At 43.1% G+C, this 26,235-nt stretch carries 25 protein-coding genes and 1 pseudogene; 17 read left to right on the top strand and 9 right to left on the bottom strand.

The window, feature by feature from the left end:
- The first annotated feature begins 15 nt into the window (after positions 1-15).
- From HHA41_RS07665 to ligA, 5 genes are all read left to right on the top strand, one after another.
- The gene (locus HHA41_RS07665) at positions 16-825 is read left to right on the top strand and encodes a sulfite exporter TauE/SafE family protein (protein ID WP_168461233.1); all 810 of its coding nucleotides are present in this window, start codon (positions 16-18) and stop codon (positions 823-825) included.
- Positions 826-1,075: 250 nt separating this feature from the next.
- Positions 1,076-1,771 (top strand): GntR family transcriptional regulator, encoded by a 696-nt coding sequence (locus HHA41_RS07660; RefSeq protein ID WP_168461231.1) that lies wholly within the window; start codon positions 1,076-1,078, stop codon positions 1,769-1,771.
- Positions 1,772-1,781: 10 nt separating this feature from the next.
- Positions 1,782-5,246 (top strand): chromosome segregation protein SMC, encoded by a 3,465-nt coding sequence (gene smc / locus HHA41_RS07655; protein WP_168461229.1) that lies wholly within the window; start codon positions 1,782-1,784, stop codon positions 5,244-5,246.
- A 1-nt stretch (position 5,247) separates the two neighbouring features.
- Complete coding sequence (locus tag HHA41_RS07650) at positions 5,248-6,321, top strand: cell division protein ZipA C-terminal FtsZ-binding domain-containing protein (RefSeq protein ID WP_168461227.1); 1,074 nt, start codon at positions 5,248-5,250, stop codon at positions 6,319-6,321.
- Between the two features lie 177 nt (positions 6,322-6,498).
- A complete protein-coding gene (ligA, locus tag HHA41_RS07645; protein WP_168461225.1) occupies positions 6,499-8,535 on the top strand; it encodes an NAD-dependent DNA ligase LigA in 2,037 nt (678 codons plus the stop codon).
- Positions 8,536-8,620: 85 nt separating this feature from the next.
- Here ligA and HHA41_RS07640 read toward each other — a convergent pair whose 3' ends face one another.
- Entirely contained in the window at positions 8,621-9,682 is a 1,062-nt protein-coding gene (locus tag HHA41_RS07640; protein WP_168461223.1) for an aldehyde reductase, read from the bottom strand.
- A gap of 324 nt (positions 9,683-10,006) precedes the next feature.
- Here HHA41_RS07640 and bfr point away from each other — a divergent pair, with 324 nt between their 5' ends.
- The 6 genes from bfr (at position 10,007) to bioD (ending at position 15,339) form a co-directional block, all read left to right on the top strand.
- The gene (bfr, locus tag HHA41_RS07635) at positions 10,007-10,471 is read left to right on the top strand and encodes a bacterioferritin (RefSeq protein WP_168418812.1); all 465 of its coding nucleotides are present in this window, start codon (positions 10,007-10,009) and stop codon (positions 10,469-10,471) included.
- Positions 10,472-10,601: 130 nt separating this feature from the next.
- A complete protein-coding gene (locus HHA41_RS07630; protein ID WP_168461220.1) occupies positions 10,602-11,333 on the top strand; it encodes a hydrolase in 732 nt (243 codons plus the stop codon).
- A gap of 86 nt (positions 11,334-11,419) precedes the next feature.
- Positions 11,420-12,715 carry an adenosylmethionine--8-amino-7-oxononanoate transaminase gene (gene bioA, locus HHA41_RS07625; RefSeq protein WP_168461218.1) on the top strand — a complete coding sequence of 432 codons (1,296 nt, stop codon included), beginning with the start codon at positions 11,420-11,422 and terminating at the stop codon, positions 12,713-12,715.
- Complete coding sequence (locus HHA41_RS07620) at positions 12,712-13,869, top strand: 8-amino-7-oxononanoate synthase (RefSeq protein ID WP_168461216.1); 1,158 nt, start codon at positions 12,712-12,714, stop codon at positions 13,867-13,869. Before bioA ends, HHA41_RS07620 begins: the two co-directional genes overlap by 4 nt.
- 10 nt (positions 13,870-13,879) lie before the next feature.
- The gene (gene bioC / locus HHA41_RS07615; protein ID WP_168461214.1) at positions 13,880-14,686 is read left to right on the top strand and encodes a malonyl-ACP O-methyltransferase BioC; all 807 of its coding nucleotides are present in this window, start codon (positions 13,880-13,882) and stop codon (positions 14,684-14,686) included.
- Positions 14,683-15,339: a dethiobiotin synthase gene (bioD, locus tag HHA41_RS07610; RefSeq protein WP_168418817.1), complete on the top strand. Its 657-nt coding sequence runs from the start codon at positions 14,683-14,685 to the stop codon at positions 15,337-15,339. The genes bioC and bioD overlap by 4 nt, the downstream gene beginning before the upstream one ends.
- A 438-nt stretch (positions 15,340-15,777) precedes the next feature.
- Here the strand turns inward: bioD and rluB are convergent.
- The 5 genes and pseudogenes from rluB to HHA41_RS07585 all read right to left on the bottom strand — a co-directional run.
- Positions 15,778-16,650 (bottom strand): annotated as a pseudogene (gene rluB / locus HHA41_RS07605) (23S rRNA pseudouridine(2605) synthase RluB); the annotation flags it as partial.
- Between the two features lie 41 nt (positions 16,651-16,691).
- Positions 16,692-17,285, bottom strand: a complete 594-nt coding sequence (gene scpB, locus HHA41_RS07600; protein WP_168418819.1) for an SMC-Scp complex subunit ScpB — start codon at positions 17,283-17,285, stop codon at positions 16,692-16,694.
- A complete protein-coding gene (locus HHA41_RS07595) occupies positions 17,282-18,076 on the bottom strand; it encodes a ScpA family protein (protein WP_178319277.1) in 795 nt (264 codons plus the stop codon). The genes scpB and HHA41_RS07595 overlap by 4 nt, the downstream gene beginning before the upstream one ends.
- A gap of 232 nt (positions 18,077-18,308) precedes the next feature.
- Entirely contained in the window at positions 18,309-18,926 is a 618-nt protein-coding gene (locus HHA41_RS07590) for an L-threonylcarbamoyladenylate synthase (RefSeq protein ID WP_168418820.1), read from the bottom strand.
- Between the two features lie 91 nt (positions 18,927-19,017).
- On the bottom strand, positions 19,018-19,680 hold the full coding sequence (locus tag HHA41_RS07585) for an elongation factor P hydroxylase (RefSeq protein ID WP_104853112.1): 663 nt from the start codon (positions 19,678-19,680) through the stop codon (positions 19,018-19,020).
- Positions 19,681-19,778: 98 nt separating this feature from the next.
- Between HHA41_RS07585 and HHA41_RS07580 the strand changes: the two genes are divergently transcribed.
- The 6 genes from HHA41_RS07580 (at position 19,779) to lysM (ending at position 23,562) form a co-directional block, all read left to right on the top strand.
- A complete protein-coding gene (locus tag HHA41_RS07580) occupies positions 19,779-20,336 on the top strand; it encodes a DUF177 domain-containing protein (protein WP_131260705.1) in 558 nt (185 codons plus the stop codon).
- A gap of 76 nt (positions 20,337-20,412) precedes the next feature.
- On the top strand, positions 20,413-20,598 hold the full coding sequence (rpmF, locus tag HHA41_RS07575; RefSeq protein WP_004723964.1) for a 50S ribosomal protein L32: 186 nt from the start codon (positions 20,413-20,415) through the stop codon (positions 20,596-20,598).
- Positions 20,599-20,802: 204 nt separating this feature from the next.
- Complete coding sequence (gene fabD, locus HHA41_RS07570) at positions 20,803-21,789, top strand: ACP S-malonyltransferase (protein ID WP_096902067.1); 987 nt, start codon at positions 20,803-20,805, stop codon at positions 21,787-21,789.
- The gene (gene fabG, locus HHA41_RS07565; protein ID WP_004972328.1) at positions 21,786-22,520 is read left to right on the top strand and encodes a 3-oxoacyl-ACP reductase FabG; all 735 of its coding nucleotides are present in this window, start codon (positions 21,786-21,788) and stop codon (positions 22,518-22,520) included. Before fabD ends, fabG begins: the two co-directional genes overlap by 4 nt.
- 83 nt (positions 22,521-22,603) lie before the next feature.
- Positions 22,604-22,840, top strand: a complete 237-nt coding sequence (gene acpP / locus HHA41_RS07560; protein WP_001279871.1) for an acyl carrier protein — start codon at positions 22,604-22,606, stop codon at positions 22,838-22,840.
- 248 nt (positions 22,841-23,088) lie between these two features.
- Positions 23,089-23,562, top strand: a complete 474-nt coding sequence (gene lysM / locus HHA41_RS07555) for a peptidoglycan-binding protein LysM (protein WP_168418821.1) — start codon at positions 23,089-23,091, stop codon at positions 23,560-23,562.
- Between the two features lie 49 nt (positions 23,563-23,611).
- Here lysM and HHA41_RS07550 read toward each other — a convergent pair whose 3' ends face one another.
- The 3 genes from HHA41_RS07550 to HHA41_RS13195 form a co-directional block, all read right to left on the bottom strand.
- A complete protein-coding gene (locus HHA41_RS07550) occupies positions 23,612-24,079 on the bottom strand; it encodes a hypothetical protein (RefSeq protein WP_168461211.1) in 468 nt (155 codons plus the stop codon).
- Between the two features lie 302 nt (positions 24,080-24,381).
- Positions 24,382-25,665, bottom strand: a complete 1,284-nt coding sequence (locus HHA41_RS07545) for a ribonucleotide-diphosphate reductase subunit beta (RefSeq protein WP_168419341.1) — start codon at positions 25,663-25,665, stop codon at positions 24,382-24,384.
- A 139-nt stretch (positions 25,666-25,804) separates the two neighbouring features.
- On the bottom strand, positions 25,805-25,939 hold the full coding sequence (locus tag HHA41_RS13195; RefSeq protein WP_265087825.1) for a hypothetical protein: 135 nt from the start codon (positions 25,937-25,939) through the stop codon (positions 25,805-25,807).
- Between the last annotated feature and the right edge of the window lie 296 nt (positions 25,940-26,235).

The raw sequence follows: 26,235 nt of genomic DNA, 5'->3' as shown, positions 1-26,235 counted from the left end.
TAGTGGAATATATTTATGGAGTTAATCATATATTTATTGATTGGTGCAATTGCCGGATTTACAGCAGGGCTGTTTGGTGTCGGTGGTGGCTTAATTATTGTGCCAATTTTATATATTGTGTTCACTCAACTCAATTATGATCCTTCGGTGTTAATGCACATGGCCGTGGGAACCTCGTTGGCGACCATTATTGTGACTTCAATTAGTTCAGTCAGTGCGCATCATAAAAAAGGTGCGGTGATGTGGTCTGTGTTCCGTAATCTTGCACCGGGTTTGGTGGTTGGTGCATTTGTGGGAGCCGGCATTGCCGATTTTCTTTCTGGTCAAGGCTTACAGTTACTCATTGGTGCTTTTGCGTTGTGGGTCGCTTTTAAAATGTTTAGAGGGGCAAATGTTGCAGTAGCTCCATCTCATCATTTGCCATCTACACCAATGCAAGTCATGGCAGGCGGTGGAATTGGCATCGCCTCTGCGATTTTTGGTATTGGCGGCGGCAGTTTAACTGTGCCGTATTTAAGCCGTTATGGTGTCGTGATGCAAAAAGCTGTAGCAACTTCAGCAGCTTGTGGTTTGCCAATTGCAATTGCAGGCGCATTGGGTTTTATCTGGTTTGGTAAGCAAGCAGAAGTCGCTGTACCGAATACCATTGGTTATATTCATATTTATGCCTTTATTGGTATTAGTGTGATGAGCTTTATTACGGCAAAAGTAGGCGCTAAAGTCGCACATCGCTTATCGCCAGCAATGCTAAAAAAATGTTTCGCCTGTTTGTTGACCACAGTCGGATGTTACTTTGTCTATCAGGGGCTGCGTGCATTTTTCTAATTTCTGCGGGCAGTATTCTTTATTTTTTATCTATTTTCTTTATTTTAAGCCGTGTAAAATTGGCTATAGCGCCATGAAATTGTCAGACAATGTCATGGTTATGTGATCTGTTTCGCAGTAAAAAAGTCAGATGCTTCGTTTGGGACTGTGGTGTTACAGTAAGTTTGCTGCTCAATACTTATGCTGTAGCTGTAAATCATACAGTCCTGAACTTCATCGCTGCATCTTATAAAAACAAGATAGGAACAGTATGCAACAACAAGAATCAGAGAGTTTGTCGGAACAAATAGCCCAACATATTGCCGAGCAAATTATTAGTGGCGATTTGGTTGAGGGTGAGCGTATTCAGGAACTGCGCATTGCCAAAGAGCTAGATGTCAGCCGTGGATCAGTGCGTGAAGCGTTGTTATTATTGGAACGTACCCATCTAATTGAAATTTTTCCGCGCCGTGGGGCAATGGTGACAGAAATGTCGGCACAGCAAGTGCGGGCGTTATTTGATAGCAGCAGTTTGCTGTTGGGCTATATTGTGCAACGCATTGCCGATACGTGGCGCATAGATGAAGCTGAAATCTTACAGCAGCTTTTGCTGCAGTTGGCAGAGCAATGTCGTTTGGGCAATACCGAAAAATTTTATGATTTAATATTTCAATATTTGGCACAGCAGCCCGACATGGTTGGCAATATCTATTTGATGAAGTTTTATCAGGAATTGTTGCCTTCACTAAGACGTAGCTATTTTTTAACCTTAAATACCTCGCGTCGGGAGTTACAAGAATCTTTGGAATTATTTAAACTGGTGAGTGATGCAATTTTAAGCAGAAAATCACAACAAGCCACTTTATTTATGGAAGATTTTTGCCGACACTTGCGCAACTTGGTGTTGGAATCTCTGACCCGTATGAAACAGATCGAGCTTGCCTGGGCAAGACGTTCACGCCGTTAATTGGGACATTATGCGTTTAAGCAGCTTAAAACTTTCTGGCTTTAAATCTTTTGCCGACAATACGACCTTACATTTTAAAGCCAACCGTACCGCTGTGGTGGGGCCAAATGGCTGTGGTAAATCCAATGTGATTGATGCCATTCGTTGGGTGATGGGCGAGTCCAGCGCACGTCAGCTGCGTGGTGGCAGTATGCAGGATGTCATTTTTACGGGAACCGCCAAGCGTAAACCGGTGGGCGTGGCCAGTGTTGAACTGCGTTTTGACAATACCTACGGCAAATTAGGCGGTGCCTATAATGCCTATAATGAACTGTCAGTCCGTCGACAGGTCAACCGTGATGGCAAGTCGGAATATTTTTTAAATGGTACCAAATGTCGCCGTCGTGACATTACCGATATTTTCTTAGGCACAGGTCTAGGCCCACGTTCATATGCAATTATTGAACAGGGCATGATCAACCGTTTGGTTGATGCCAAACCTGAAGAAATGCGGGTGTTTATTGAAGAAGCAGCTGGCGTGTCACGTTATCAGGCGCGTCGTCGTGAAACCATGTTGCATTTGGATCACACCACACAAAACCTTGCGCGTTTGGAAGATATTGCTGCCGAACTCAAATCACAGCTGAAGACCTTAAAACGTCAGTCCGAAACAGCCATTCAGTATAAAGCACTTGAGAGTGAAATTCGTACCATTAAAGTGGAAGTACTGTCTTTTCAATGCGAACACAGTGCACGCTTACAGCAAGAATATACCTTGAGTATGAATGAACTTGGGGAAAGCTTTAAACTGGTACGTTCGGAGCTGACTACTTTAGAACATGATTTAACTGCAACCAGTGAATTATTTCAGCGTTTAATTCAGCAATCGACACCGTTGCAGCAAGAATGGCAGCAGGCAGAAAAAAAACTGGCTGAACTCAAAATGACACTGGAACAAAAACAAAGTCTGTTTCAGCAAAATACTGCAACCTTATCGCAGTTAGAACAACAAAAAGCACAAACCAAAGAGCGTTTGCAGTTAATTGAATTGCAGCTAGAGACTTTGTCCGATCAACAAGATGAACAGCAGCGTAATGTGCAGCAGCAAGATCAGTTAGCGCAGCAACATCAACAGCAGTTGCAGGATTTAAAAGCCCAGCAAAGTGGTCAAACCGAGCAGTATGCACAAATCAAGGCACAAGTAGAGCAACAACAACAAAAACATGTGCAAATGCAGGCACAAAGTGAGCAGCTTGCCAAAAATATCAGCCGCATTGAACAGCAAAAACAAACCTTGACTCAGCAATTTGCTCAGATTCAGCAGCAGGATGGGCAAGACAACCTGCAGCAATTACACGATGAAAAGCAGCGTTTGCAGATGGAATTGGGCGTTTCAGAACAGCTTATTCAGGAAACTACGCTGCAACTGAGTACATTGCAGGCACAGTATCAATCGCATCAAACACAGTGTGCAGCGCTGAAATCCGAAATTCAGATTTTGCAGTCTGAGCAGAAAAATCTAAATCAATTGCTCATTAAGCAAAGTCCCAAAGTGGCAAACGATGTAGTGCAGTTGATGCAAGTATTACAACTTGCAGATACAGCCAAAGCACATGCCAGTTTGATTGAAAAGTTTTTATCTAAATGGCTATCTGCACAGTTGGTCGATTTAAATAGCGCCTTTCAAGACAGCTGCGCACGTCAGTTAAAAGTAAATGCTGTTACAGATCACCAAACATCGGCCATGCAATTGTCTGGCTGTGAATGTTTAAGTGACTGGATTACTGCACCACAAAGTTCTTTATGGCAGCAGGTTGCGATTGCAGAAAATTTATCACAGGCTTTGGCTTTGCAAACGCAATTGCAAGTAGGGCAATCTATTTTAAGTTTAGATGGTTATCATGTTGGCCCTGACTGGGTGATTGGGGTGTTTTATGATGAAGCCGCACAGGCTGGGCAAGGGGCGCTCAGCCATCGGATTCGTTTGGATGAAATTGAGCAGGCTTTGGTGCTGCAACTGCCACAATGTGAGCAAGCAGAACAGCATTTACCCGAATTGCAGCAACAACAGCAACACATACAACAGCAATTACAGCAGCAACAGCAGGCATTGAAACAGCAGCAACAGGCTGTACAGGCCGTGGATGTGCAAATTGCGAAAGCCGAAAGTGCAGCGCAGGCCTTTGCTGTACAGCAACAGCAGTTGCAAAATCAATTGGCACAGTTAGATGAGCAGCTCGAAGAAGATGCTATGCAAAAAGACGATCTGGAAATTGATTTGCATGCTTTGGCATTTAAACTTGAGCAGGCCTTGCCGCAGTATAAAACCTTGCAATTTCAGGTCGAGCAGCTAAACGAGCAATTTGATACAGCACAACAATCATTTCAGCAGCAGCAACAAGAGCTAGAGTTGCTGCGTCGTCAAGCGGTGCAAACCCAGCAGCAGACTGAATTATTGGAAAAAGATGCCACCTTCTTAAAAGCACAATATCAACAGATTGTGGCGCAAATGGAACAAGCCAAAAAGTTTGTTGATCCAGTCCAACTGGAATTACCTGCGCTGGAAACGCAGTTTAGCGAGCAGCAGCAACAGACTGAAAAACTGCAAAAAACTTGGCAGGAATGGCAAGTAGAATTGAACAGTGTGCAGTCCAAACAGCAGCAATTGACCGAACAGCGCCAGCAACAGCAGCAGCAAGATGAGCAGCTACGTGCACAGCTTGAAGAAAAGCGTTTGGCGTGGCAGTCGGCCAAGTCGGACTATCAGCATTATTCTGAACTGTTAAAAGATTTAAACAGTGAAATCATTACTGGTTTACAAATTGATGTGACTGCACATCAGCAGAAGCTGGCCAAAGCGCAGCAGCAGTTTGATAAATTGGGTGCAGTCAATTTGGCAGCTTCGGAAGAATATGAAGAAGTATCTGCCCGTTTTGAAGAATTAAGCCATCAAATTGAAGATTTGGAAAATACTGTGTCGCAGTTGCAGGCGGCCATGAAAAGTATTGATCAAGAAACCCGTAAATTGTTTATGAGTACTTTTGATCAGATCAATGCCGAATTGCAGGAGCTGTTTCCAAAAGTCTTTAATGGCGGTGAAGCGAGTTTGAGTTTGGAAGATGATTGGCAGTCTGGAGTAAAATTAATGGCACGTCCGCCAGGCAAGCGCAACAGTTCCTTAGCTTTACTTTCTGGTGGTGAAAAAGCACTGACTGCGTTGGCATTGGTTTTTGCAATTTTCCGTTTAAATCCAGCGCCATTTTGTGTGCTCGATGAAGTTGATGCACCGCTAGATGATGCCAACGTGGGACGTTTTTGTAATTTAGTAAAAGAACTTTCTGAACAAGTCCAATTCATTTACATTACACATAATAAACTTGCTATGACGATGGCAACCGACCTCTTAGGTGTTACCATGCCTGAACCGGGAACCTCAAAATTAGTAACCGTAAATTTAGAAGAAGCCGCAGAATACGGCCTAGTCGCGGAGGCATAATATGGAAATCACCACAATCGTTGGAATTGTCATCGCTATTATTATCATGGCGTTTGGTTTAAAAATGATTCTGAAAAAACCAGCAGATTCAGCGCCGTCATTGGACTCTGAATTGCAGTTTAATGCAGATAGTCAAAAACCAATTATTCCACGGCATGTACGTGATCAATTGCAGAGCGACGCCACTCCAGTTCGGGTAGAACCGACTTTGACTGCAGATGCCGTTCATGAACCCCCAGTTTCTGCCAAGACTGAACCACAGGCATTTTCTGATGATACTGCAGATAAAAGTACTGAAGCGACTCAATCTACGGCAAATCTACAGACCGATGTGTCAGCTCAAGATGCCTCTGAAACGACTGCTCAGGTAACGACTGAAACAGCGCCAGTAACTGCCGATGTCGCTGAGCCAAGCACTGCAACAGTATCGACCACATCTAACACGACCGAATATTCATTGTCAGATGAAATTCAACAGGTAATCGCAGAAACTGAGCCAAACACCAGTGAACAGGCCAAAACATCAAATGAATACAGCCTGAATCAACACATTGAAACTGCGGAAATTTCAGAATTTAACGAAGAAAGTAGCATTTTAGATTCGCACTTGCATGAACAAAAAATCATGGATGAAGAAAGTGCTTTGGCCACAGCGGAATCTTTTATTGCGCTGAATGTATTCCCAGAGCGTCGCATACTTTCGGGTGATAAGGCCTTAAAAGTATTGATGAAATACGGTTTGCGTTTTGGTGAAATGTCATGTTTCCATCGTTATAACGAAGATGGCACTAAGCTATTATTCTCTGTGCTACAAATTAATGATGAAGGCGCAGATGGCTTTGATTTAGAAACGCTATCGACTGAACAGGTTAAAGGTTTGGCATTTTTCCTCGCTTTACCGCATAGCGATGTGCAAAATGCTTTTGACACCATGGTTAGTATTTCGGGACTGATTGCCCGTGAAATTGATGGTACGGTCTATGACCAAAACCATTTGGAATTTACCCCACAATTACGTGAGCACTGGCGTCATCAAGCGATTGATTATCGTGCGGGTCAGGCAAGTCATAGCTAACATGCTGCATTTTTGCGCAGTGTAAGCTTAATTGCGTAGAGTATTATTGATCAAAGTGATCTGAGATAAATTGCAACTTGTGGTAGGCATTTTTATAATGCTGTCAGCAAAATGGTAGCCTCGGCTACATAGAAACAGAAGGGCGGAACAAGACCGCCCTTTTTTATGGTGGAAAATATGTCTGTAGATTTAACTGTCGTGACGCAAATGCGTCAATTGATTCAACTGCTTGCCAAGCACAATCATGCCTATTATGTGATGGATCAACCGACAATTGCAGACAGTGAATATGATCAGCTTTTCCATCAGCTCAAAGCGCTAGAACAGCAATATCCAGATTTGGTGCAGCCTGATACCCCAACCAATAAAGTTGGTGGTACGCCTTTGGCAAAATTTACCAGTGTGACCCACACTGTACCGATGCTGTCTTTAGGCAATGTTTTTAATCAGGAAGAATTATTTGCCTTTGCACGACGTGTTGAAGAGCGCTTGCCTAACCAAACTATTGAATACGATGTTGAACTCAAATTTGATGGTTTGGCCATTTCGCTTTGGTATGAGCATGGGGTATTGGTGCGTGGTGTGACCCGTGGTGATGGCGAAACAGGAGAAGATATTACCCACAACGTCAAAACTATCCGTAATTTGCCTAAAGTCTTGAGTGCGGATACAACTACCATTCCTGAATTTTTGGAAGTGCGTGGCGAAGTGCTGATGCCAAAACTTGGCTTTGAAAAATTTAACGCTGCCAATACAGCCAAAGGTGAAAAAACTTTTGCCAATCCACGCAATGCAGCAGCGGGCAGTTTACGTCAGTTAGACCCAAATATTGCCGCATCGCGACCTTTGGCATTCTATGCTTATGGCATTGCGCAATGTGTGCCGCATCATGGGCAAAGTACCATGTCAGACAGTTTAACGTGGTTGGAACAGTTTGGTTTTGAAATTGGCGAACGTCATTTTGTTTGCAAGAGCATTCAGGAAGTTCAAGCCGCTTATGAACAAATTAACCTTGAACGCCCGAATTTAAGCGTTGAAATTGATGGCATGGTAGTCAAGGTCAATGAGCTGAAACAGCAACAGCAATTGGGTTTTTTAAGTCGTGAACCACGTTGGGCAACTGCTTATAAATTCCCTGCCGTGGCGGCTTTAACTACTATTGAAAATATTGACTGGCAAGTAGGTCGTACTGGTACGCTAACTCCCGTAGCGCGTTTAAATCCAGTCGCAGTGGGTGGTGTGACAGTATCTAATGTGACCTTGCATAATATTGGTGAAATCCATCGTTTAGATGTGCGTTTAGGCGATACTGTTAGCGTTTACCGTAGTGGTGATGTGATTCCGAAAGTGGAAAAAGTCTGGCCAGAATTCCGCCCTACAGATGCACAGGAAGTCCATTTGCCAGAGCAATGCCCAGTGTGTGATTCACCTGTGGTGATGCCTGAGGGTGAGGCACTGGCACGTTGCTCGGGTGGTTTGTATTGTGCCGCACAACGTATTGAGGCGATTCGTCATTTTGTCTCACGTAAAGCCATGGATATTGAAGGTTTGGGCGATCGTTGGGTCGAGTCCTTGCTGCACCTGAACTTACTGCAAAATGTGGCGGATATTTATCATTTGCATGAACACCGTGATGCCTTGCTCAGCATTGAAAAAATGGGTGAAAAGTCAGTTCAGAACCTGATTGACTCGATTGAAAATAGTAAAAAAACCACATTGGCAGCGTTTATATATGCTTTGGGGATTCGGGGTGTGGGTGAAACCACAGCACGCATGCTTGCCAATACTTTCCAGACTTTAGAGGCTTTACGTAAAGCTGACCTAGAAGCATTAAAGAAAACTCCAGATGTGGGAGACATTACCGCAGAATGGATTTTAGACTTTTTCCAAGCACCGCATAATTTAGAAGTATTGGATCGATTATTGGCAGCAGGCATTCATTGGGATGCTCCGATAGCACCAACACGCCAGCCGTTAAATGGTGAGAGCTGGGTGATTACGGGTACTTTAAGCCAAATGGGACGCGATGAAGCAACCCAATTATTGCAAGCGTTGGGTGCACGGGTCAGCGGCAGTGTGTCGGGCAAAACCAAATGTGTTGTGGCTGGTGAGAAAGCTGGCTCAAAGCTAGAAAAAGCCGAGAAGTTGGGTGTGCAAGTGATGAATGAAGCTGAGTTTATTCAGCTCATGCAAGAATATGGTGTGCTTGAATAAGCATGATTCATGCGCATTTTATCTGCTTAAAAACAAAGGCACTTCCATGATGAAGTGCCTTTGTTTTATTAGAAAAGTTGATGATTTAGCGTTTTTTGACAATCCCGTCATCAATCAATTGCTGAAAGTGCTCTATCAAACTGGTTTCAATATTGCGGTAGTGCATGCCCAATTCACGCTGACTTTTTTCCGCATTAAAATAAATTGGGTAGCCCATATTCAGTTCCACAAATTTACGGGAAAAACCAAGTAAAGGACCAAAGGCTTTAAAGGCAAATTTAGGTAACTGATTACGTGGGAACGGATATTTACGTCCAAAATGCTGTGCCAAAATTTTGCCCATTTCCAGTAAGCTGAATGTACCACCACTAATAATATAGCGACCTTGCGCTGCAGGGTTGAAAGCGGCTTGAATGTGGGCATCGGCAACATCACGTACATCTACAATACCATTCCACATGGCTGGCACACCTGCTAGCGTTAAGCCATTGGCAAATTGCAAGAGAACCTCCACGCTGCCCGATTGCGTGTTTTTGGTTAAGGATGGCCCGAGCACCAAAGCAGGGTTAATACAGGCCAAATCCCAGCGTTGCTGTGCTTGTACCATTTCCCAAGCTTTACGTTCTGCTGCTACTTTTGAATAAGGATAAGGCTGATGTTCAGGACTACTGGTCGTATTCCAATGGCTTTCATCAAAACGGTTGTGTGCAGTCTTTAAAATATCAATCGCATCACCATAGGTTGCGGCAATACTAGAGGTGACCACCACACGCTTTACCGATGCAGTACGGTTAACACTGTTTAAAACATTTTCGGTGCCAATCACCGCAGGTTCAATAATGTCTTTTACTGCGTCTTTATAATTGGTGACCACAAAGGGTGAAGCCATGTGCAGCACAATTTCACAGCCCTGCATGGCGGCATCAAACGCACCATCTTCAAGTAAGTTGGCCTGAAATAATTGCAAGCTGCCAGTGCTGTTGGCTGCAATATCGGTCAGGTGCTGAAAACTGTGGGTTTTGTTGAGGTCACGGACTGTGGCATGCACTTGATGACCTTGCTCCAATAAGTTTTTAATCACCCAACTGGCAATATAGCCTGTTGCGCCTGTGACTAAAATGGGTGCAGAGGGATTTAGATTTGTCATTATTTTACGTAAGTGATGGAACTTGTGGCTATGATAATGCAGCTGGGTTTTAAAATCCGCTTTTCGGGTATTTTTCACAATACCCGAACGTCAAAATGAGTTTTCATTCTGTATTTACAAAATGATGCAAAATCATTGTGTTGTCATTTTTATTGCACCGTTTTTCCAAGCGTTTGTTTTATATATGGGAATTTTTAAACTAAATTGAAAATGCGTATGTTTCTCATTTTAATTTTATAAAAATCATAGGTTTACAATAATTAACTTTTGCAATTTAAACCGAATATGTCCATAATGACTAGATCAAGAAAGGGAGTGAAGAAAATGCGTGGCAATCCAGAAGTCGTAGACTATCTAAATATGTTGATCGGTGGCGAACTGGCTGCTCGCGATCAATACCTGATTCATTCGCGTATGTATGAAGATTGGGGCTTAAGCAAAATTTTTGAGCGCATTGACCATGAAATGCAGGAAGAAGCGCAACATGCAGATGCCTTGATTCGCCGTGTGTTATTCCTTGAAGGCACACCGAATATGCAACGTGATGATGTTGATGTGGGCGAAGATGTGGTGTCTTGCTTAAAAGCCGATTTAAAACTGGAATACGAAGTGCGTGAAAAATTGGCGCAAGGCGTAAAATTGTGTGAAGAAAAAGGCGACTATGTCAGCCGTGATATGTTGCGTCAGCAAATGAGCGACACCGAAGAAGACCACACTTACTGGTTAGAAAAACAATTACGTTTAATTGAGCTGATTGGTTTGCAAAACTACATTCAATCGCAAATGTGATGTAAACAAATACCCCAAAGCCCGATCTATTCAGATCGGGCTTTTTTATCTGTGTTTTAAATTGAACAAGCTATGATGGCTGAGCAGATTGGGTATACTGAAGCTATTTTTCAATTTGAGAGTAAGCAGCGTGCAACAACAAATTTTATTGATTACGGGCTGGGGCGGTGGCACTGCTTTATTGAACCCATTGCAGCAAGCTTTGATTGCACAAGGTTTTCGGGTTGAACTGATCAATATTTTTAACGCTGCCGATGCACAAGTGTTACAGCAACAGGTGGAATTGGCACGCCAGTTTGATGTGATTATGGGCTGGTCACTCGGCGGTCAATTGGCAACACTACTGGTCGATGCGATTGCCCATCAATATGCAGAATATAAAACCTTAATCACGATTGCGTCTAATCCGTGTTTTGTGGCACACGCAGGGTGGGATACCGCCATGCCTTCAGCGACTTTTGCTCAATTTAAACAATCTTTTGAACAAGACCCAATTCTGACGTTAAAGCGATTTGGTTTTATGGTGTGTCAGGGTGTCAGCAGCAGTAAAACCGATTTGCTGCAATTGCAAAGTTTGGTGCAGGCACAGCCTCAATCTTTACTCAAACACGGTTTGGCTTTACTGGAAAACCTAAACTTGGTGAATAAGCTACAACAGTATGTAGGTCAGCAGTACCATATTTTTGCCGAGCAAGATGTTTTAGTTGATTGCAAAGTTGCTACTAAACTTCAAAATTTAGCTGCAAAGTTCTTAAGTGTAGATGTTATATCAGGCTCGCATGGGCTGCCATTGTTCCATGCAGATGAGCTGACTAGCAAAATCTGCCAATATTTACAGAAAAATCCGTCAACTCAGGGATAAGTGACAAATCTCGCAATTTATTTTGCAGGCAGACAGGTTTAAGATTTACGACAGCTTAGTTTTGTAATTTCAAGGATGAGGACAGGATGACAGAACAGATGGATTTGGTTTTTGATCGTGAACATCTTTGGCATCCTTATACCTCTATGACTCAGCCGCTGCCGACTTTCAAAGTAAAGCGGGCATTTGGCAGCACCATTGAACTTGAAGATGGCCGTCAATTGATTGATGGTATGTCATCGTGGTGGTGCGCGATTCATGGTTATAATCATCCTGAACTGAACCGTGCTGTCACAGAACAACTCGACAACATGGCACATATCATGTTTGGTGGTTTAACTCACAGCCCAGCCATTGAACTTGGGCGTTTGTTACTGCAAATCACGCCACCAAGTTTAGATAAAATTTTTTATGCAGATTCAGGTTCAGTTGCGGTAGAAGTCGCCTTGAAAATGGCCGTGCAATATTGGACTGCACAAGGCAAGCCTGAAAAAACCAACTTTATTACCACTCGTTCTGGCTATCATGGCGATACATGGAATGCCATGTCAGTCTGTGACCCTGTCACAGGGATGCATCAGGTTTTTGGCTCAAGTCTGGCACAGCGTTATTTTGTTTCCGCACCGCAAGTCGCATTTGATCAAGAGTGGAATCCTGGCGATATTGCAGAGCTGGCGCAAAGTTTGGCAGACCAGCATCACAATATTGCTGCCATGATTATTGAGCCAATTGTGCAAGGTGCAGGCGGTATGCGCTTTTATCATCCCGAATATTTGCGTCAGGCTAAATTGCTCTGCGAACAATATAATGTTCTGCTAATTTTTGATGAAATTGCTACAGGGTTTGGGCGTACAGGCAAGCTCTTTGCCTGGGAACATGCACAGGTCGAACCCGATATTATGTGCGTAGGCAAAGGGCTGACAGGTGGTTATATGACTTTGTCTGCAACCTTGACCACAAAACAGGTGGCAGAAACGATTTCGCAAGGTGAAGCAGGTGTGTTTATGCACGGCCCGACCTTTATGGGCAATCCATTGGCCTGTGCGGTTGCGCTAAAAAGCACTCAATTATTATTGTCACAAGACTGGCAAGCCAATATTCAACGTATTCAGCAGCAACTTGAACAGCATTTAACGCCATTAGCGAATTTGGCATGGGTGCAGGATGTGCGGGTACTTGGTGCTATTGGTGTCGTGGAGTTGAAACATGCGGTAGATATGCAACGTCTACAACAACAATTCGTGCAACGTGGTATTTGGGTACGTCCATTTGGAAAATTGGTATATGTGATGCCACCGTATGTAATTACAGCACAAGAGTTGGATACGTTGTTGCAGCAGCTGGTAGCCGTAGTGTGTGAAATGCAGGAAGCAGACGCATGAATTTACTTGACCACTACGCAGAACAGCTCGATCAACTTCGTCAGCAAGGTAATTTTCGTCAATTTCGCAGTAATCAGCAACACGGCAAAATGATTGAAATTCAGCAACAACACATGCTGAACTTATCTTCCAATGATTATTTGGGTTTGGCCTCTGACTTGCGCTTGCGTGAACAGTTTTTTGATGAAACGCCAAATACTGAACGCTTGATGAGTGCATCTTCATCACGTTTGTTAACAGGAAATTTCCCTGCCTATGAACAGCTTGAAGCCGAGCTGAGTCAATTATTTCATGGACGTGCCGCCTTGCTGTTTAACAGCGGTTATCACATGAATATTGGTATCTTACCCGCCTTAGCAGATGCAAAAACGCTCATTTTGGCAGATAAACTGGTACATGCCAGCATGATTGATGGGATTCGCTTGTCATCTGCCAAATATTTGCGTTATCGCCATAATGATTTGGCACATTTGCAGCAATTGCTCAGCCAATATCATGCCGATGATAATTATGAACGCATTATTGTGGTGACCGAATCCATTTTTAGTATGGATGGCGATGAAACTGATTTAGCTGCTTTAGTGGCGCTTAAACAGCAATTTGCCAAAGTCATGTTATATGTAGATGAAGCACACGCCATTGGCGTACGTGGCGTGCAAGGTTTAGGTTGTGCTGAACAATATGGCGTGATTGATGCAATTGATTTTCTGGTCGGGACTTTTGGTAAAGCCGTTGCTTCGATTGGGGGATATTTGATTTGTGATCCGATTATCCGTGATTACTTAATTAATCGGATGCGTCCACTAATTTTCAGTACCGCACAATCACCTGTTTGTATGGCATGGACACAATTCATGCTCAAGCACATTGTGCAAATGCAGGCACAGCGTCAGCATTTGGCTGCCTTGAGCCAATATATGCAGCAGGGGATTCGTGCACAAGGCTTTGCGTGTCCATCTAGCTCACAAATTGTTCCTGTGATTATCGGCGACTCCAGTGCAACCGTAACTAAAGCTCAACAATTACAGGCCGCAGGTTTTTATGTGATGCCTGTGCGCCCACCCACCGTACCGCAAGGCAGTTCACGTTTGCGCATTTGTTTAAATACGCAATTTGAAACAACAGACTTAGCGCCGTTGCTGAGCATGCTTTGAGTATCTTGGCATGAGTATAGATAAAGCACAGGTCGCACAGCGTTTTGCCCGGGCACATGCAAGTTATAAATCGCATGCGGTGGTACAGCAGCAAATTTGTCAGCATTTAATCACTAAAATGCAGCAATGTTTTGTGCAGCACTCAAGTCATACACAGCCTTGCACAGCACTATCGCATGTACTTGAAATCGGTTGTGGTTCAGGCAATTTGACTGACTTGTTGTTAAGCAAGTTTGATATTCAGCAGTTGACTTTAAATGACTTATATACTGAAGTTTTACAGCCTTATCTGCACTTGCCGCATACAACAACACACATTCACGGTTTAATTGGCGATATTGAACAGTTGGCTTTTCCTGAGTCGTTGGATTTAATTTGTTCCAGTTCAGCCCTGCAATGGGTTGAAGACCTAGCTGCTTTACTACACAAGGCCCATCAAGCGTTAATACCACATGGATATTTGTGCTTTTCGACATTTGGCCCTCAAAACTTGATGGAAATGAAGCAACTAACAGGGCAGGGCTTAGACTATTTCAGTACAGCTGAGTTACAACTGCTGCTGCAACAGCAAGGCTTTGAAGTGCTACATTGTTCAGAACAATTACAGCAACTGAATTTTCAGCATCCCAAACAAGTTTTGCAGCATTTAAAAGCCACAGGGGTGACAGGCACCGCGCAAGGTCAGCGTTGGAGCAAAGCCAGTTTAATGAATTTTTATCAGGGCTATGAACAATTTAGTCAGCAGCATCTCACCCAGCCAAAAAGCTATACATTGACCTACCATCCTATTTATTGTCTTGCACGGAGAATGCCATGACCGCCCAAGTGTACTTTGTCAGTGGTATAGACACAGGTATTGGTAAAACCTATGCTACAGGTTATTTGGCCAAGACTATGAATGCCCAAGGCATCCGTACCATCACTCAAAAATTGATTCAAACGGGCAATCAGCATATTTCTGAAGATATTGAGCAGCACCGTAAAATTATGGGCAGTGAATGGTTACCTGAAGATGATGACAAGTTGACCATGCCTGAAATTTTTAGCTATCCTGCTTCACCGCATTTGGCAACACAAATTGATGGTCGAGAGATTGATTTTGCCAAAATTGCAGCGGCAACTGAACAATTGGCAGCCAAGTATGATGCGGTGTTACTAGAAGGCGCAGGTGGCTTAATGGTGCCGCTGACCACAGATTTACTCACCATCGGCTATATTGAGCAAAAACAATATCCTGTTATTTTGGTGAGTTCTGGGCGTTTGGGTAGTATCAACCACACTTTGCTCAGTTTGGAAGCTTTAAAAACACGTGGTTTGAACTTGTATGCACTGGCCTATAACTTAAATGATGAATTGCAAGACCCTTTAATTTCGCAGGATACTGCCAAGTATTTAAAAAATTATTTGGCTCATAGCTTCCCGAATGCACAGTGGATTGAGATTCCTGTATTAGCAGCTGCTGAATTTTGATTTGAAAAGCTTTAAACAGCAGTCTGAATGTACTTCAGTCCAAAATGCAAAAAGCCACTGTGAAAGTGGCTTTTTGTTGCGTATTAAGTTTTCAGTTTTGATATTGAAAGCTTAAAACTTTTTAAAGTTTTTATTGCCAAAAGGTTTGCGTGGCGCATTTTCGTCACGGCGTTCACGGTTACCAAAACTGTTACCGTCTTGGCGCTGTTCACGATTGCCGTAGCTGTTGCGGTCTTGGCGACGTTCACGGTTGCCGTAGCTATTACCTTCTTGACGATAGTCACGGTTACCGTAGCTGTTGTCATCCTGACGGCGTTCACGCTGACCATATTGGTTGCCTTCACGACGTTCACGGTTGCCATAGCTGTTACCATCCTGACGTGGTTCACGGTTTGCATAGCTATTGCCATCTTGACGACGTTCACGCGGTGCTACAAAACCTGTATTTTGCGCAGCTTCTTCGGTGTCACGGCGTTGCTGACGCAAGAAACCACCACGACGTGCTGCTAATGGTTTTTCCTGCATACGTTCATTGCGGCGTTTTGCCATGCCATACAAACCTGTGCCTTGACGTGGTTTAAGTTCTACCGCTTTGGCAAGGTTGTCGATGTCATTTTTATCTAATTCCATCCAGCGACCTGTACGCAATTCACGCGGTAAAATCACGGTACCGTAACGAGTACGTAATAAGCGGCTGACTTTCAAACCTTGTGATTCAAAAATACGGCGAACCTCACGGTTACGACCTTCTTTAACCACCACTTGATACCAACGGTTAATACCATCACCGCCAATTTCAGAGAAAGATTCAAACTTGGCAGGGCCGTCATCCAGCACGACACCGCGTAACATATTGTTTTTCAGTTGTGGTGTCACTTCACCCATAACACGAACCGCATATTCGCGTTCAATTTCGTTAGATGGGTGCATTAAACGGTTGGCGAGTTCACCGTCATTGGTAAATAACAATAAGCCTGTCGAGTTAATATCCAGACGACCCACCATCACCCAGCGATCATTTGCAATTGCAGGTAGGTTGTCAAATACAGTTGGGCGCTGTTCTGGGTCATTACGTGAGCAAATTTCGCCTTCTGGTTTGTAATAAATCAGAACACGACGACGAATTTCATCTTCAATTTGGAACTGAACTTTACGACCATCGATGCGAAGCTCATCACCTGGTTCGATACGTTCACCCACTTGGGCAACTTGGCCGTTGACACTCACACGACCAGCGGCAATGACTTCTTCCATATAACGGCGAGAACCCAAGCCTACTCGTGCGAGTACCTTTTGCAACTTTTCACTCATGACAGCACAACCTTAGAAATGATCATCAACAGTTTACCTATTCAAGACACAGACGCAGATGCATCGAGTGCCATGAAAGCTTCCTTGGCATCCTGTAGGGGAGGCAATTGGCTTAAGGAATTCAAGCCAAACGCATTTAAAAATTGGGGCGTTGTAACTAACAACGCAGGTCTTCCTGGGAGTTCTCGAAAGCCAGATTCCTTAATCCAGTTCCAGTCAAACAATGTACGTAAAATTTGACTATTGTTTGACACTCCGCGAATTTGTTCAATATCTGCTCGGGTCACAGGCTGGTGGTAGGCAATCACGGCCAATATTTCCAGCATAGAGGGTGACAGTCGAGTCGGACGTTCAGGCCACACCTGTGTAATAATTGTACGATACTTTGCCCGTACCTGAAAACGAAATCCTTGAGCGGTTTCGATCAGTTCAATCGAGCGACCATGTTGTAGCATGGCAAGTTGTTGTAAAAACTGACGTAATTGTGTTTTGCTATATTTGTCATGAAAGGCTTCTTTTAGGCGCGCCAAAGACACTGCGCTATCACTGGCAAAAATAATAGCTTCAAGTTGCATTAGCAATTCATGCTGTTGCTCACCTTCAGACAGGTTTGAAACAATCTGTTCTGAGTTCATGCCTGCGCCCCTTGAATACTCAATGGTGCTTCAATACCACTGCTCACAATGCATACCTTCTGCTGGCGAGTCAGTTCTAAAATAGCCATAAACGTCACCACCATACCCATTCGCCCCTGACTTGGCTTGAGTAGCGCATCAAAACTGAGAATTTCACCCGAGGCGAGTTTAGCTTCAATAAACGCAATTCGTTCTTCGAGCAAAACAGGTTCTTGCAAAATTTGATGGGTCACAGGTTCAGGACGGTTAAAAATGCAGAACAACGCATCACGTAATTGATCGGCCGCATAGCCGACATTATTCACAGCAGTGTGTCCTAAGCCAACATTGGTGGCAAAGGTATCACGTTCTAAAACTGGCATTTGCCCAAGGCGTTCCGCCGCTTGCTTGACTCTTAAATATGTTTCTAGGCGGTCAATCAGCTCTTGTTTTGGGTCTTTCTCAATTGCACTGGCGCTTGGTGCTTTTGGCAATAACAGCCGTGATTTTAAGTCGGCCAATAGTGCAGCCATCACCATATAGTCAGCAGTGAGCTCAATATTCAGTGATTTCATAGCATCCATATACGACAGATATTGCGATGCAATAGGGGCAATATCTAACTGGAGTAAATCGAAGCCATTTTTTTGAATCAGGTAAATCAGAAAGTCGAGTGGTCCTTCGAAATGCTCTAACAGAATTTCAAATGCTGCAGGAGGAATATATAAATCCTCTGGAATCGACTCTTGCCATTCATCTAACACACGAATGTGTTGGGCAGGTTCCATCGCATTGTGGAGGGATTGATTCATTACAGTATTGGGCCACGCGAATTTTCAAAAGCATGCAAACGCTATTTCCGCTTTAGATAGGAGGAGCGGTAGAGAAATAGCACAAAATTAATAGCGGCTAGTCTAAAGGATATCGTGGTTGAAATAAATCTGTTCTACAACCAAATGTCAAAAAAAGCCAAAAATAAATAGGGGTATTTTCTTGGGTGATGATGTCACGAAAATAATAAATACAATGTGAATCAAGGAGTGCTTATTCAAAAGCACTCACATCACCCACACCACGACGCATAATTTGCGGGCTGTCACCCGACAAGTCCACAATACTGGTGGTGCTGAGTGTGCCTAAGCCACCATCAATCAGTACGTCTATGCGTTTACTGAGCTGTAAATCAATCTCGTAAGGATCATCTAATGGGTCTTCCTGACCTGGTAAAATCAGGGTGCTGGTCAGTAAAGGTTCACCCAGCTCTTTCAGCAGCATGCGGCAAATTGGGTTGCTTGGAATACGCAAACCAATAGTTTTTTTATTCGGATGCATTAAGCGACGTGGCACTTCACTGGTCGCAGGCAAAATAAAGGTCGTTACCGCTGGGGTATTGTTTTTTAGTAGACGATACATGGCATTGTCTACTTTGGCGTAGGTGGCAATATCCGATAAATCGGCACAAATAATGGCGTACTGGTGTTTGGCACCTAAACCACGAATTTGTGAAATGCGCTCCATCGCATTTTTGTTACCAATCTGGCAACCAATTGCATAGGCAGCATCGGTTGGATAAACCACCACATCGCCCGCGCGTATGCGTTCAACCGCTTGGCTGATGAGACGCGGCTGCGGATTTTCAGGATGTACTCTTAAATGCAACATATGAATTCCCTCAGTGCGTAATTGTGTTCGTCGCTTCATTATGAAAGGGGATGGATGTCACTTGCAATCATTGCCCCATGCTTTATTGCATTTAATCTAGATTTTTACGTTCAAATTCTTCAATTTGTAATGTTTTGCCACCTCGGGTGCAGTAACAAATACATTCAATCAAGCGTTTTGCATCGCGTGGTAATTTGGCTTCGCCATTAAAATAACGCTGCACTTGTGCAAAGACATTGTCTTTAAAAGTGCTGCCATCTCCACCTTCACCCGTCAGGTTGTCTAAAGACACGCGGAATTTACGGCCAAACGCTTGAGCAAACAGCCATTCTATTGCCTGCGGCTTTATTTCGACTTGTTCAAACAAGGCTTGTTGTTCTTGAGTGCGACCATCGGGGGCATACCAATAGCCTAAATCGGACAATAGGCGGCGTTGTTCACCTGCAATGGTCCAGTGGCTAATTTCATGCAGTGCACTATTAAAGAAGCCATGCGCAAATTGAATTCGTGCAGGTTGGTCTGTTGTTGCAGGAAAGTACTCAGGTTCAAAGTCACCTTTGACCAAGTTCACATTTAGGTGGGAAAACCAGTGATTAAAGTGTAAGATGAGCCAGTCCACCTGTTCCGCTTCTGTATTCAGTTTGGCCCAGTCCGAGAGTTGCACTTGGGGGGGCGAAGTGTCAGAATTGGTGGTTGGAAGTGTGCTCACAAGTGATGAAAAATTCACTTCTGTTTGCGGCTGCAACAGATGCATGACTGTGTTACCCAAAATTGGTCTGTCTAAATAAGTACAAAATTGTATCTTAATCTTTGACAGAGTACTGATGAATTTGTAGAATTGCCGCCTTAATTATGTCAGCAAATACCTTTCCGGCACAGATTGAGCCGTTTAAATGGGCTGAACAGGGCTTTACATGGTCAGGTAACCTGCCATTGTCTCGCTTTGCTCGTATCGCCCGTGAAGCTGTTGGATCAATTGATGATCAATTGGTTAACATAGACTGTAAGCTATCAATGGATGCGTATCATCGCATTGTATGGCTAGATGGTCATATTGAAACGAGAGTTCCAATGGAATGCCAACGCTGCTTGGGTTCTGTAGAAATAGACCTCGTTTCAGATTTTCATCTAGCTCTTGTGGATGATGAGTCACTGATAGAGCGCTTGGATGAGGATGCTGATTTCATTGTATTAGGTGAAAGTGAAGCCACCACCAAAGGCGATTATGATTCGCCTGCGACGGCTAATTTACTGTCACTTATAGAAGATGAATTGTTATTGTTGTTGCCTTTATCTCCTAAGCATGACGCTTGCGAGCATAAGCATCAACCTGCCATTCAGAACATTGCCGAAGAAAAACGTGATAATCCGTTTGATGTTTTGGCAAGTTTGAAAGGTAAACTTAACTGAAAATTATGTTATAATTTCCAGTTAAGACAACTCAATTTGTTCTGATCCATTTTTTCGATCTTTGTAAGGAGCCATCATGGCCGTTCAGCAAAACCGTAAAAGTCGCTCTCGCCGTGACATGCGCCGTTCACATGACGCTTTAACCGAGAATGCATTAACTGTAGACCAAACTACTGGTGAAACTCATCGTCGTCACCACGTAACTAAAGATGGTTTCTACCGTGGTCGTCAATTATTCGCTAAAGCAGCAGATGCTGAATAATTGGTGATGTATTAAGCGTCAAGCTTAGTAGAAAAAATGGGAGCGTAAGCTCCCTTTTTTTGTGCCCGATTTTTGTTGTATTTGGCAATTACTAAAAGCAAAATTAAGTGTTAAATTTTCGCTCCATAACTGAGCTTACATGAGAAGGTGTGGATTGTAGCTGCTAAAAACTACAATTTGCGCATCTTAATTAAAGGATTTTTTATGTCTGCTAAACGACTCGAGCAAGCAGCTCAAGCCACTAAAACTGCATTTGTCTTTCCTGGTCAAGGCTCACAAAAAGCCGGTATGTTGGCTGAGCTTGCAGAACAGTTTAGCGGTGTGCGCGAAACATTTGCAGAAGCCTCTGAAGCAATTGGCTTTGACTTATGGCACATTGCACAAAGTGGTGAAGGTTTAGACCAAACAGAATTTACTCAGCCGGTATTACTCACTGCAAGTATCGCATTATGGCGTGTGTGGTTAGAGCTGGGTGGTGTTGCACCAAAATACTTGGCAGGGCACTCATTAGGCGAATACAGCGCATTGGTTGCAGCAGGCAGCCTAAGCTTGGGCGATGCAGTCAAATTGGTGAACTTACGTGGTAAGTTAATGCAAAATGCTGTACCACAAGGGCAGGGCGCTATGGCGGCTATTTTGGGTCTTGAAGATGCCAAAGTGCTAGAGCTATGTGAACAAGTCAATGTGCAAGGTCGTGGCTCGGTAGAAGCAGCGAACTACAACGCGCAAGGCCAAGTCGTGATTGCAGGCGATAAAACTTTAGTCGAAGCTGTGATGGCATTGGCTAAAGAAAATGGTGGCAAAGCTATTGCACTGCCTGTATCTGTACCTTCGCACTGTTCATTGATGAAACCTGCGGCAGAACAGTTTGCACAAGCTTTGGAACAAACTGCCATTGAGCTACCGCGTATTCCTGTAATACAAAATGTCAACGCTGGAATCGCGGCAGATGTTGCGCAATTAGGTCAGGCACTTACTGCGCAATTGTACCAATCGGTGCAGTGGACACAAACCATGCAATACCTACAAGATCAGGGTATTGAATATATCGTGGAATGTGGCCCAGGCAACGTATTGGCGAATCTTGCGAAGCGTTTACCGAATATCGAAAAAGCATTCCCACTCGACACACAAAGTCGTATGGAAGATGCACTAAATGCCATTTTAGTGGCAGAAGGGAAAATTGCATGACACAAGAACGTAAAGTTGCATTAGTCACAGGTGCAAGCCGAGGGATTGGTGCAGCCATCGCTCAGCAACTCATTCAAGACGGTTTTTTTGTGGTAGGTACTGCCACTTCTGAAGCGGGCGCAGAAAAATTATCGGCAAGTTTTGCAGAAAACGGTGCAGGTAAAGTATTGGATGTCCGTGATGGTGCAGCCATTGATGCATTGGTTTCTGAAATTGAACAAAGCTATGGTTCAGTTTTGGTTTTAGTTAACAATGCGGGCATTACCAAAGATAATTTGTTACTGCGTATGTCAGAAGATGATTGGGATGACATTCTCAACATTCACTTAAAGGCAGTTTACCGTTTATCTAAACGTGTCTTGAAGGGCATGACCAAAGCACGTTTTGGACGCATTATTAATATTAGTTCTGTGGTAGCACATTTTGCGAACCCAGGACAAGCGAACTATTCTGCGGCAAAAGCCGGTATTGAAGCATTCAGCCGTAGCCTTGCTAAAGAAATGGGCAGTCGTCAAATTACAGTAAACTCGGTTGCGCCGGGCTTTATTGCAACTGAAATGACAGATCAGTTAAGTGAAGAAATTCGCAAAAAAATGAGTGAGCAAGTGGCATTAAACCGTTTAGGTGATCCACAAGATATCGCAAATGCAGTGAGTTTCTTGGCTTCTGACAAAGCTGGTTACATCACTGGTACAGTGTTACACGTAAATGGTGGTTTATACATGAGCTAAGCTCAAGTATAAACTTTCAAAATTTTATAGATTCAATTAAACTAACGGCATTAAAAACGCCACAAGCAATGAGGAGAATTCCTGTGAGCGATATCGAACAACGCGTTAAACAAGCGGTTGCAGAACAACTTGGTCTTAAAGCTGAAGAAATCAAAAACGAAGCATCTTTTATGGATGACTTAGGTGCTGACTCTTTAGACTTAGTAGAGCTTGTAATGTCTTTCGAAAACGATTTTGACATCACAATCCCAGACGAAGATTCTAACGAAATCACAACAGTTCAATCAGCAATCGACTACGTAACTAAAAAACTTGGTTAATTGTTGATTTCAGCACTGCTGAAATGAAAGCCACCGCAAGGTGGCTTTTTTATGTGCTGGAGTTTTTAAAATAAAACATGAAAAACGGCTTGTTTTTTGAATATGTGATGCAGTTTACATTTTGTTACCAAGCTAATGTCTAATCACAACCGAAGTGGCTTATTTTTTAGTTATAAATAAATGAGAACATCGTGCTCATGCAAATGAGTGACGCTTTATAACAGCAGAAAAGAAAATAGGAGCACCTCATGGGTCTTTTTGATTTTGTAAAAGGGATTGGTAAGAAAAACACAGCACCTGCAGAACCACAAGCTGCACCAAGCACACCGGCAGAACCTTCTGCACAAGAAATTGCCAACAAACTTTTGGGGCATGTAAAAAGCTTAGGTTTGCCAATTACAGGTTTATCGGTCAGCTATAACGCAACGACAGACTTAGCTACGGTGCGTGGACAGGTAAATAGTCAGGCAGACCGTGAAAAAATTGTTCTTGCGGTAGGTAATATTGACCACGTTGCACAAGTAGATGATCAACTCACTGTTGCAACACCAGAGCCAGAAAGCAAGTTCTACACAGTAAAATCGGGCGATACTTTGTCTAAAATTTCTAAAGAATTTTATGGCGATGCCAACCAGTACAACAAAATCTTTGAAGCTAACCGCCCATTGCTGAAAAATGCCGATGACATTTTCCCAGGGCAAGTGTTGCGTATTCCTGCTTAAAACTAGGCAATCTAAAAAAAGGCGCAATATGCGCTTTTTTTGTGGGGAGTTATTGATCCATCCAAATACTAAATAAAAACAGTGAAAAACCCAAGACTAAAAATAATTTGGCAGATGCTTGAACAAGGGTAAACACGGTGGAATCTTTAGGTTGTGGATTCAGTAAATGGTCTTCTGAATTGTAAACATGCACAACTCTTGCGCCTGCGGCATAACCAACTTCTGATATTGCCCGAATTTCTAAATGGCTGAGTGGATGATCAAGTGGTTCTTTGGCTTGTAACAATAGAATAGATGCAGGCTGATACCACGGACGTTGGGCTTGTTTTAACAAAGTCTTTAGGGTGAGTACAGTTGCATCAAAATCTGCAATAAGCGTTTGTGGATGCTCATGCTCCAAATGGGAGTGTACAGTTGTGATTATATTTTGCTGCGGATGTTCAAGCAGATGCATGTGTTTGCTGTATAGGTGTACCCACACCGCTCTAGGGTGTTGTTTTAAATGATGATCTAGCATATTTGTAACCCCCACCTATAAATATTCGTTATTTTAACAGCACAATTTTTGTATGCTTATAGCTTTTTATGCCTAATGATATGGATTAACTAAATTTTTCTAATTGCTCTAGTGATGAGCGCCTTATCATTATATAAATGTCGTTTTTAAAGTGCTTATTTGGTTTTATATAAAACACCTAAATTTTTCAAATAAAAGCCGATGTTTGGTTAGTTGTATTTATTATTTTGGACTATAGCAATTAGAGTGATAAATTGAAAAAAATCATCCTGCAAAGCTTGCAGGATGATTTTTATAATAAATTACCAGCTTAACGCACCGCCAGTCTGATAGTCCGTCACACGCGTTTCAAAGAAGTTCTTCTCTTTACGCAAGTCCATCATTTCAGACATCCATTGGAATGGGTTGTTTACGCCAGCAAACTGTTCAGGTAAACCCAACTGGCTTAAACGACGGTTACAGATGAATTTCAAGTATTCTTCCATCATGCCTGCGTTCATGCCCAATACGCCACGTGGCATCGTGTCACGTGCATATTCAATTTCAAGCATAGTACCTTCAAGAATCATTTGAATTACTTCTTGCTGGAATTCTGCTGTCCATAGATGAGGGTTTTCAATCTTGATTTGGTTAATCATGTCGATACCAAAGTTCAAGTGCATAGATTCATCACGTAAAATGTACTGGAATTGCTCTGCAACACCATTCATTTTGTTACGACGACCCATCGATAAGATTTGGCTAAAACCGCAATAGAAGAAAATACCTTCAAGTACACAATAGAATGCGATCAGGTTGCGCAGCAAAATTTGGTCGTTTTCAGGTGTACCAGTTTTGAAAGTTGGATCACTTAAAGATTGCGTGTATTTCAAGCCCCATGCCGCTTTACGTGCAACCGATGGTACTTCACGGTACATGTTGAAGACTTCGCCTTCGTCCATACCCAAAGACTCGATACAGTATTGGTAGGCATGAGTGTGAATTGCTTCTTCAAATGCTTGACGCAAAATGTATTGGCGGCATTCTGGGTTGGTGATATGGCGATAAATAGCCAATACCAAGTTGTTTGCAACCAATGAGTCTGCAGTAGAGAAGAAACCGAGTGAACGCATTACAATAGTGCGCTCATCTTCAGTTAAGCCATTTTCAGACTTCCACAACGCAATGTCGTGGTTCATGTTCACTTCTTGTGGCATCCAGTGGTTTGCACAACCATCTAGATATTTTTGCCATGCCCATTCGTATTTGAAAGGTACAAGCTGGTTTAAGTCTGCACGACAGTTGATCATGGCTTTATCATCAACCTGTACGCGTGACGCACCCATTTCCAGCTCTTCAAGACCTGGAGCTACATCCAGTTGTTCTAGAGCGTTAGATGCTCTTGCCAACGGATCGGTTGAATCTGTTGTTCCACTTCTAACGGTTGCAGCGGGTTGTGCAGTTGCCACAGGCGTCTGTGGTTGCTCTGCATCAGATACCATCTGCGGATCATGCGCTTTTTGCGGCTCGACGGGCGCAGGCTTGTGTTCAGGAGCAGCCGGTTTTTGCGAATCATCTTCGAAATCGTCCCAACTTAGGATAGACATATCAATTCTCTCTTCGTTGCTTTATATCTTTTATGGACATCCAGCCACGCTGAGATGTCTTACTATACGCTTAATTTGTGAAAGCAAAATTAAGTTTTGCTCATCTTGGTCTGAAAAATGTACGTTCTGATCAAGCTGCTCACGACTTATTTTGCTTTCGCTGTTGTTTCACCGCTTGCACCCAAAAGTAAGCAATCGGTGCGTAAAACAATACAACAAAGGAAATCAGCAAGACCGCAAGTCCTAACATATAGTTGTGGGTCATGTGTGGCATGATGATTTCCTTTAATGTTTAGATTGGTTGAAACCCACGAATGAATTTCAACTTATAAATGTTTTAGCGAAATAAGCAACGCATCCTAAAATACTTAATCCACAAAATCTAAGAGTCAGAATACTGGTTAACCCTTTTAGGATTATCAAGCACATCACAGTAAAAACAATGATGCCTTGAATTAATTGCATTTCTTTTTGAGAGGGTCGGTATTTCCAACCAAAGATATCTATATTTTTTTGCATAATTATTTTCTCAAAATAACTCTGCCAACGTAGCCTTACGTCAAAGTTCAG

It is taken from the genome of Acinetobacter sp. A1 (genome assembly GCF_012371315.1).
GTDB lineage: Bacteria > Pseudomonadota > Gammaproteobacteria > Pseudomonadales > Moraxellaceae > Acinetobacter.
This window is presented reverse-complemented; position numbering and strand designations above follow the sequence as displayed.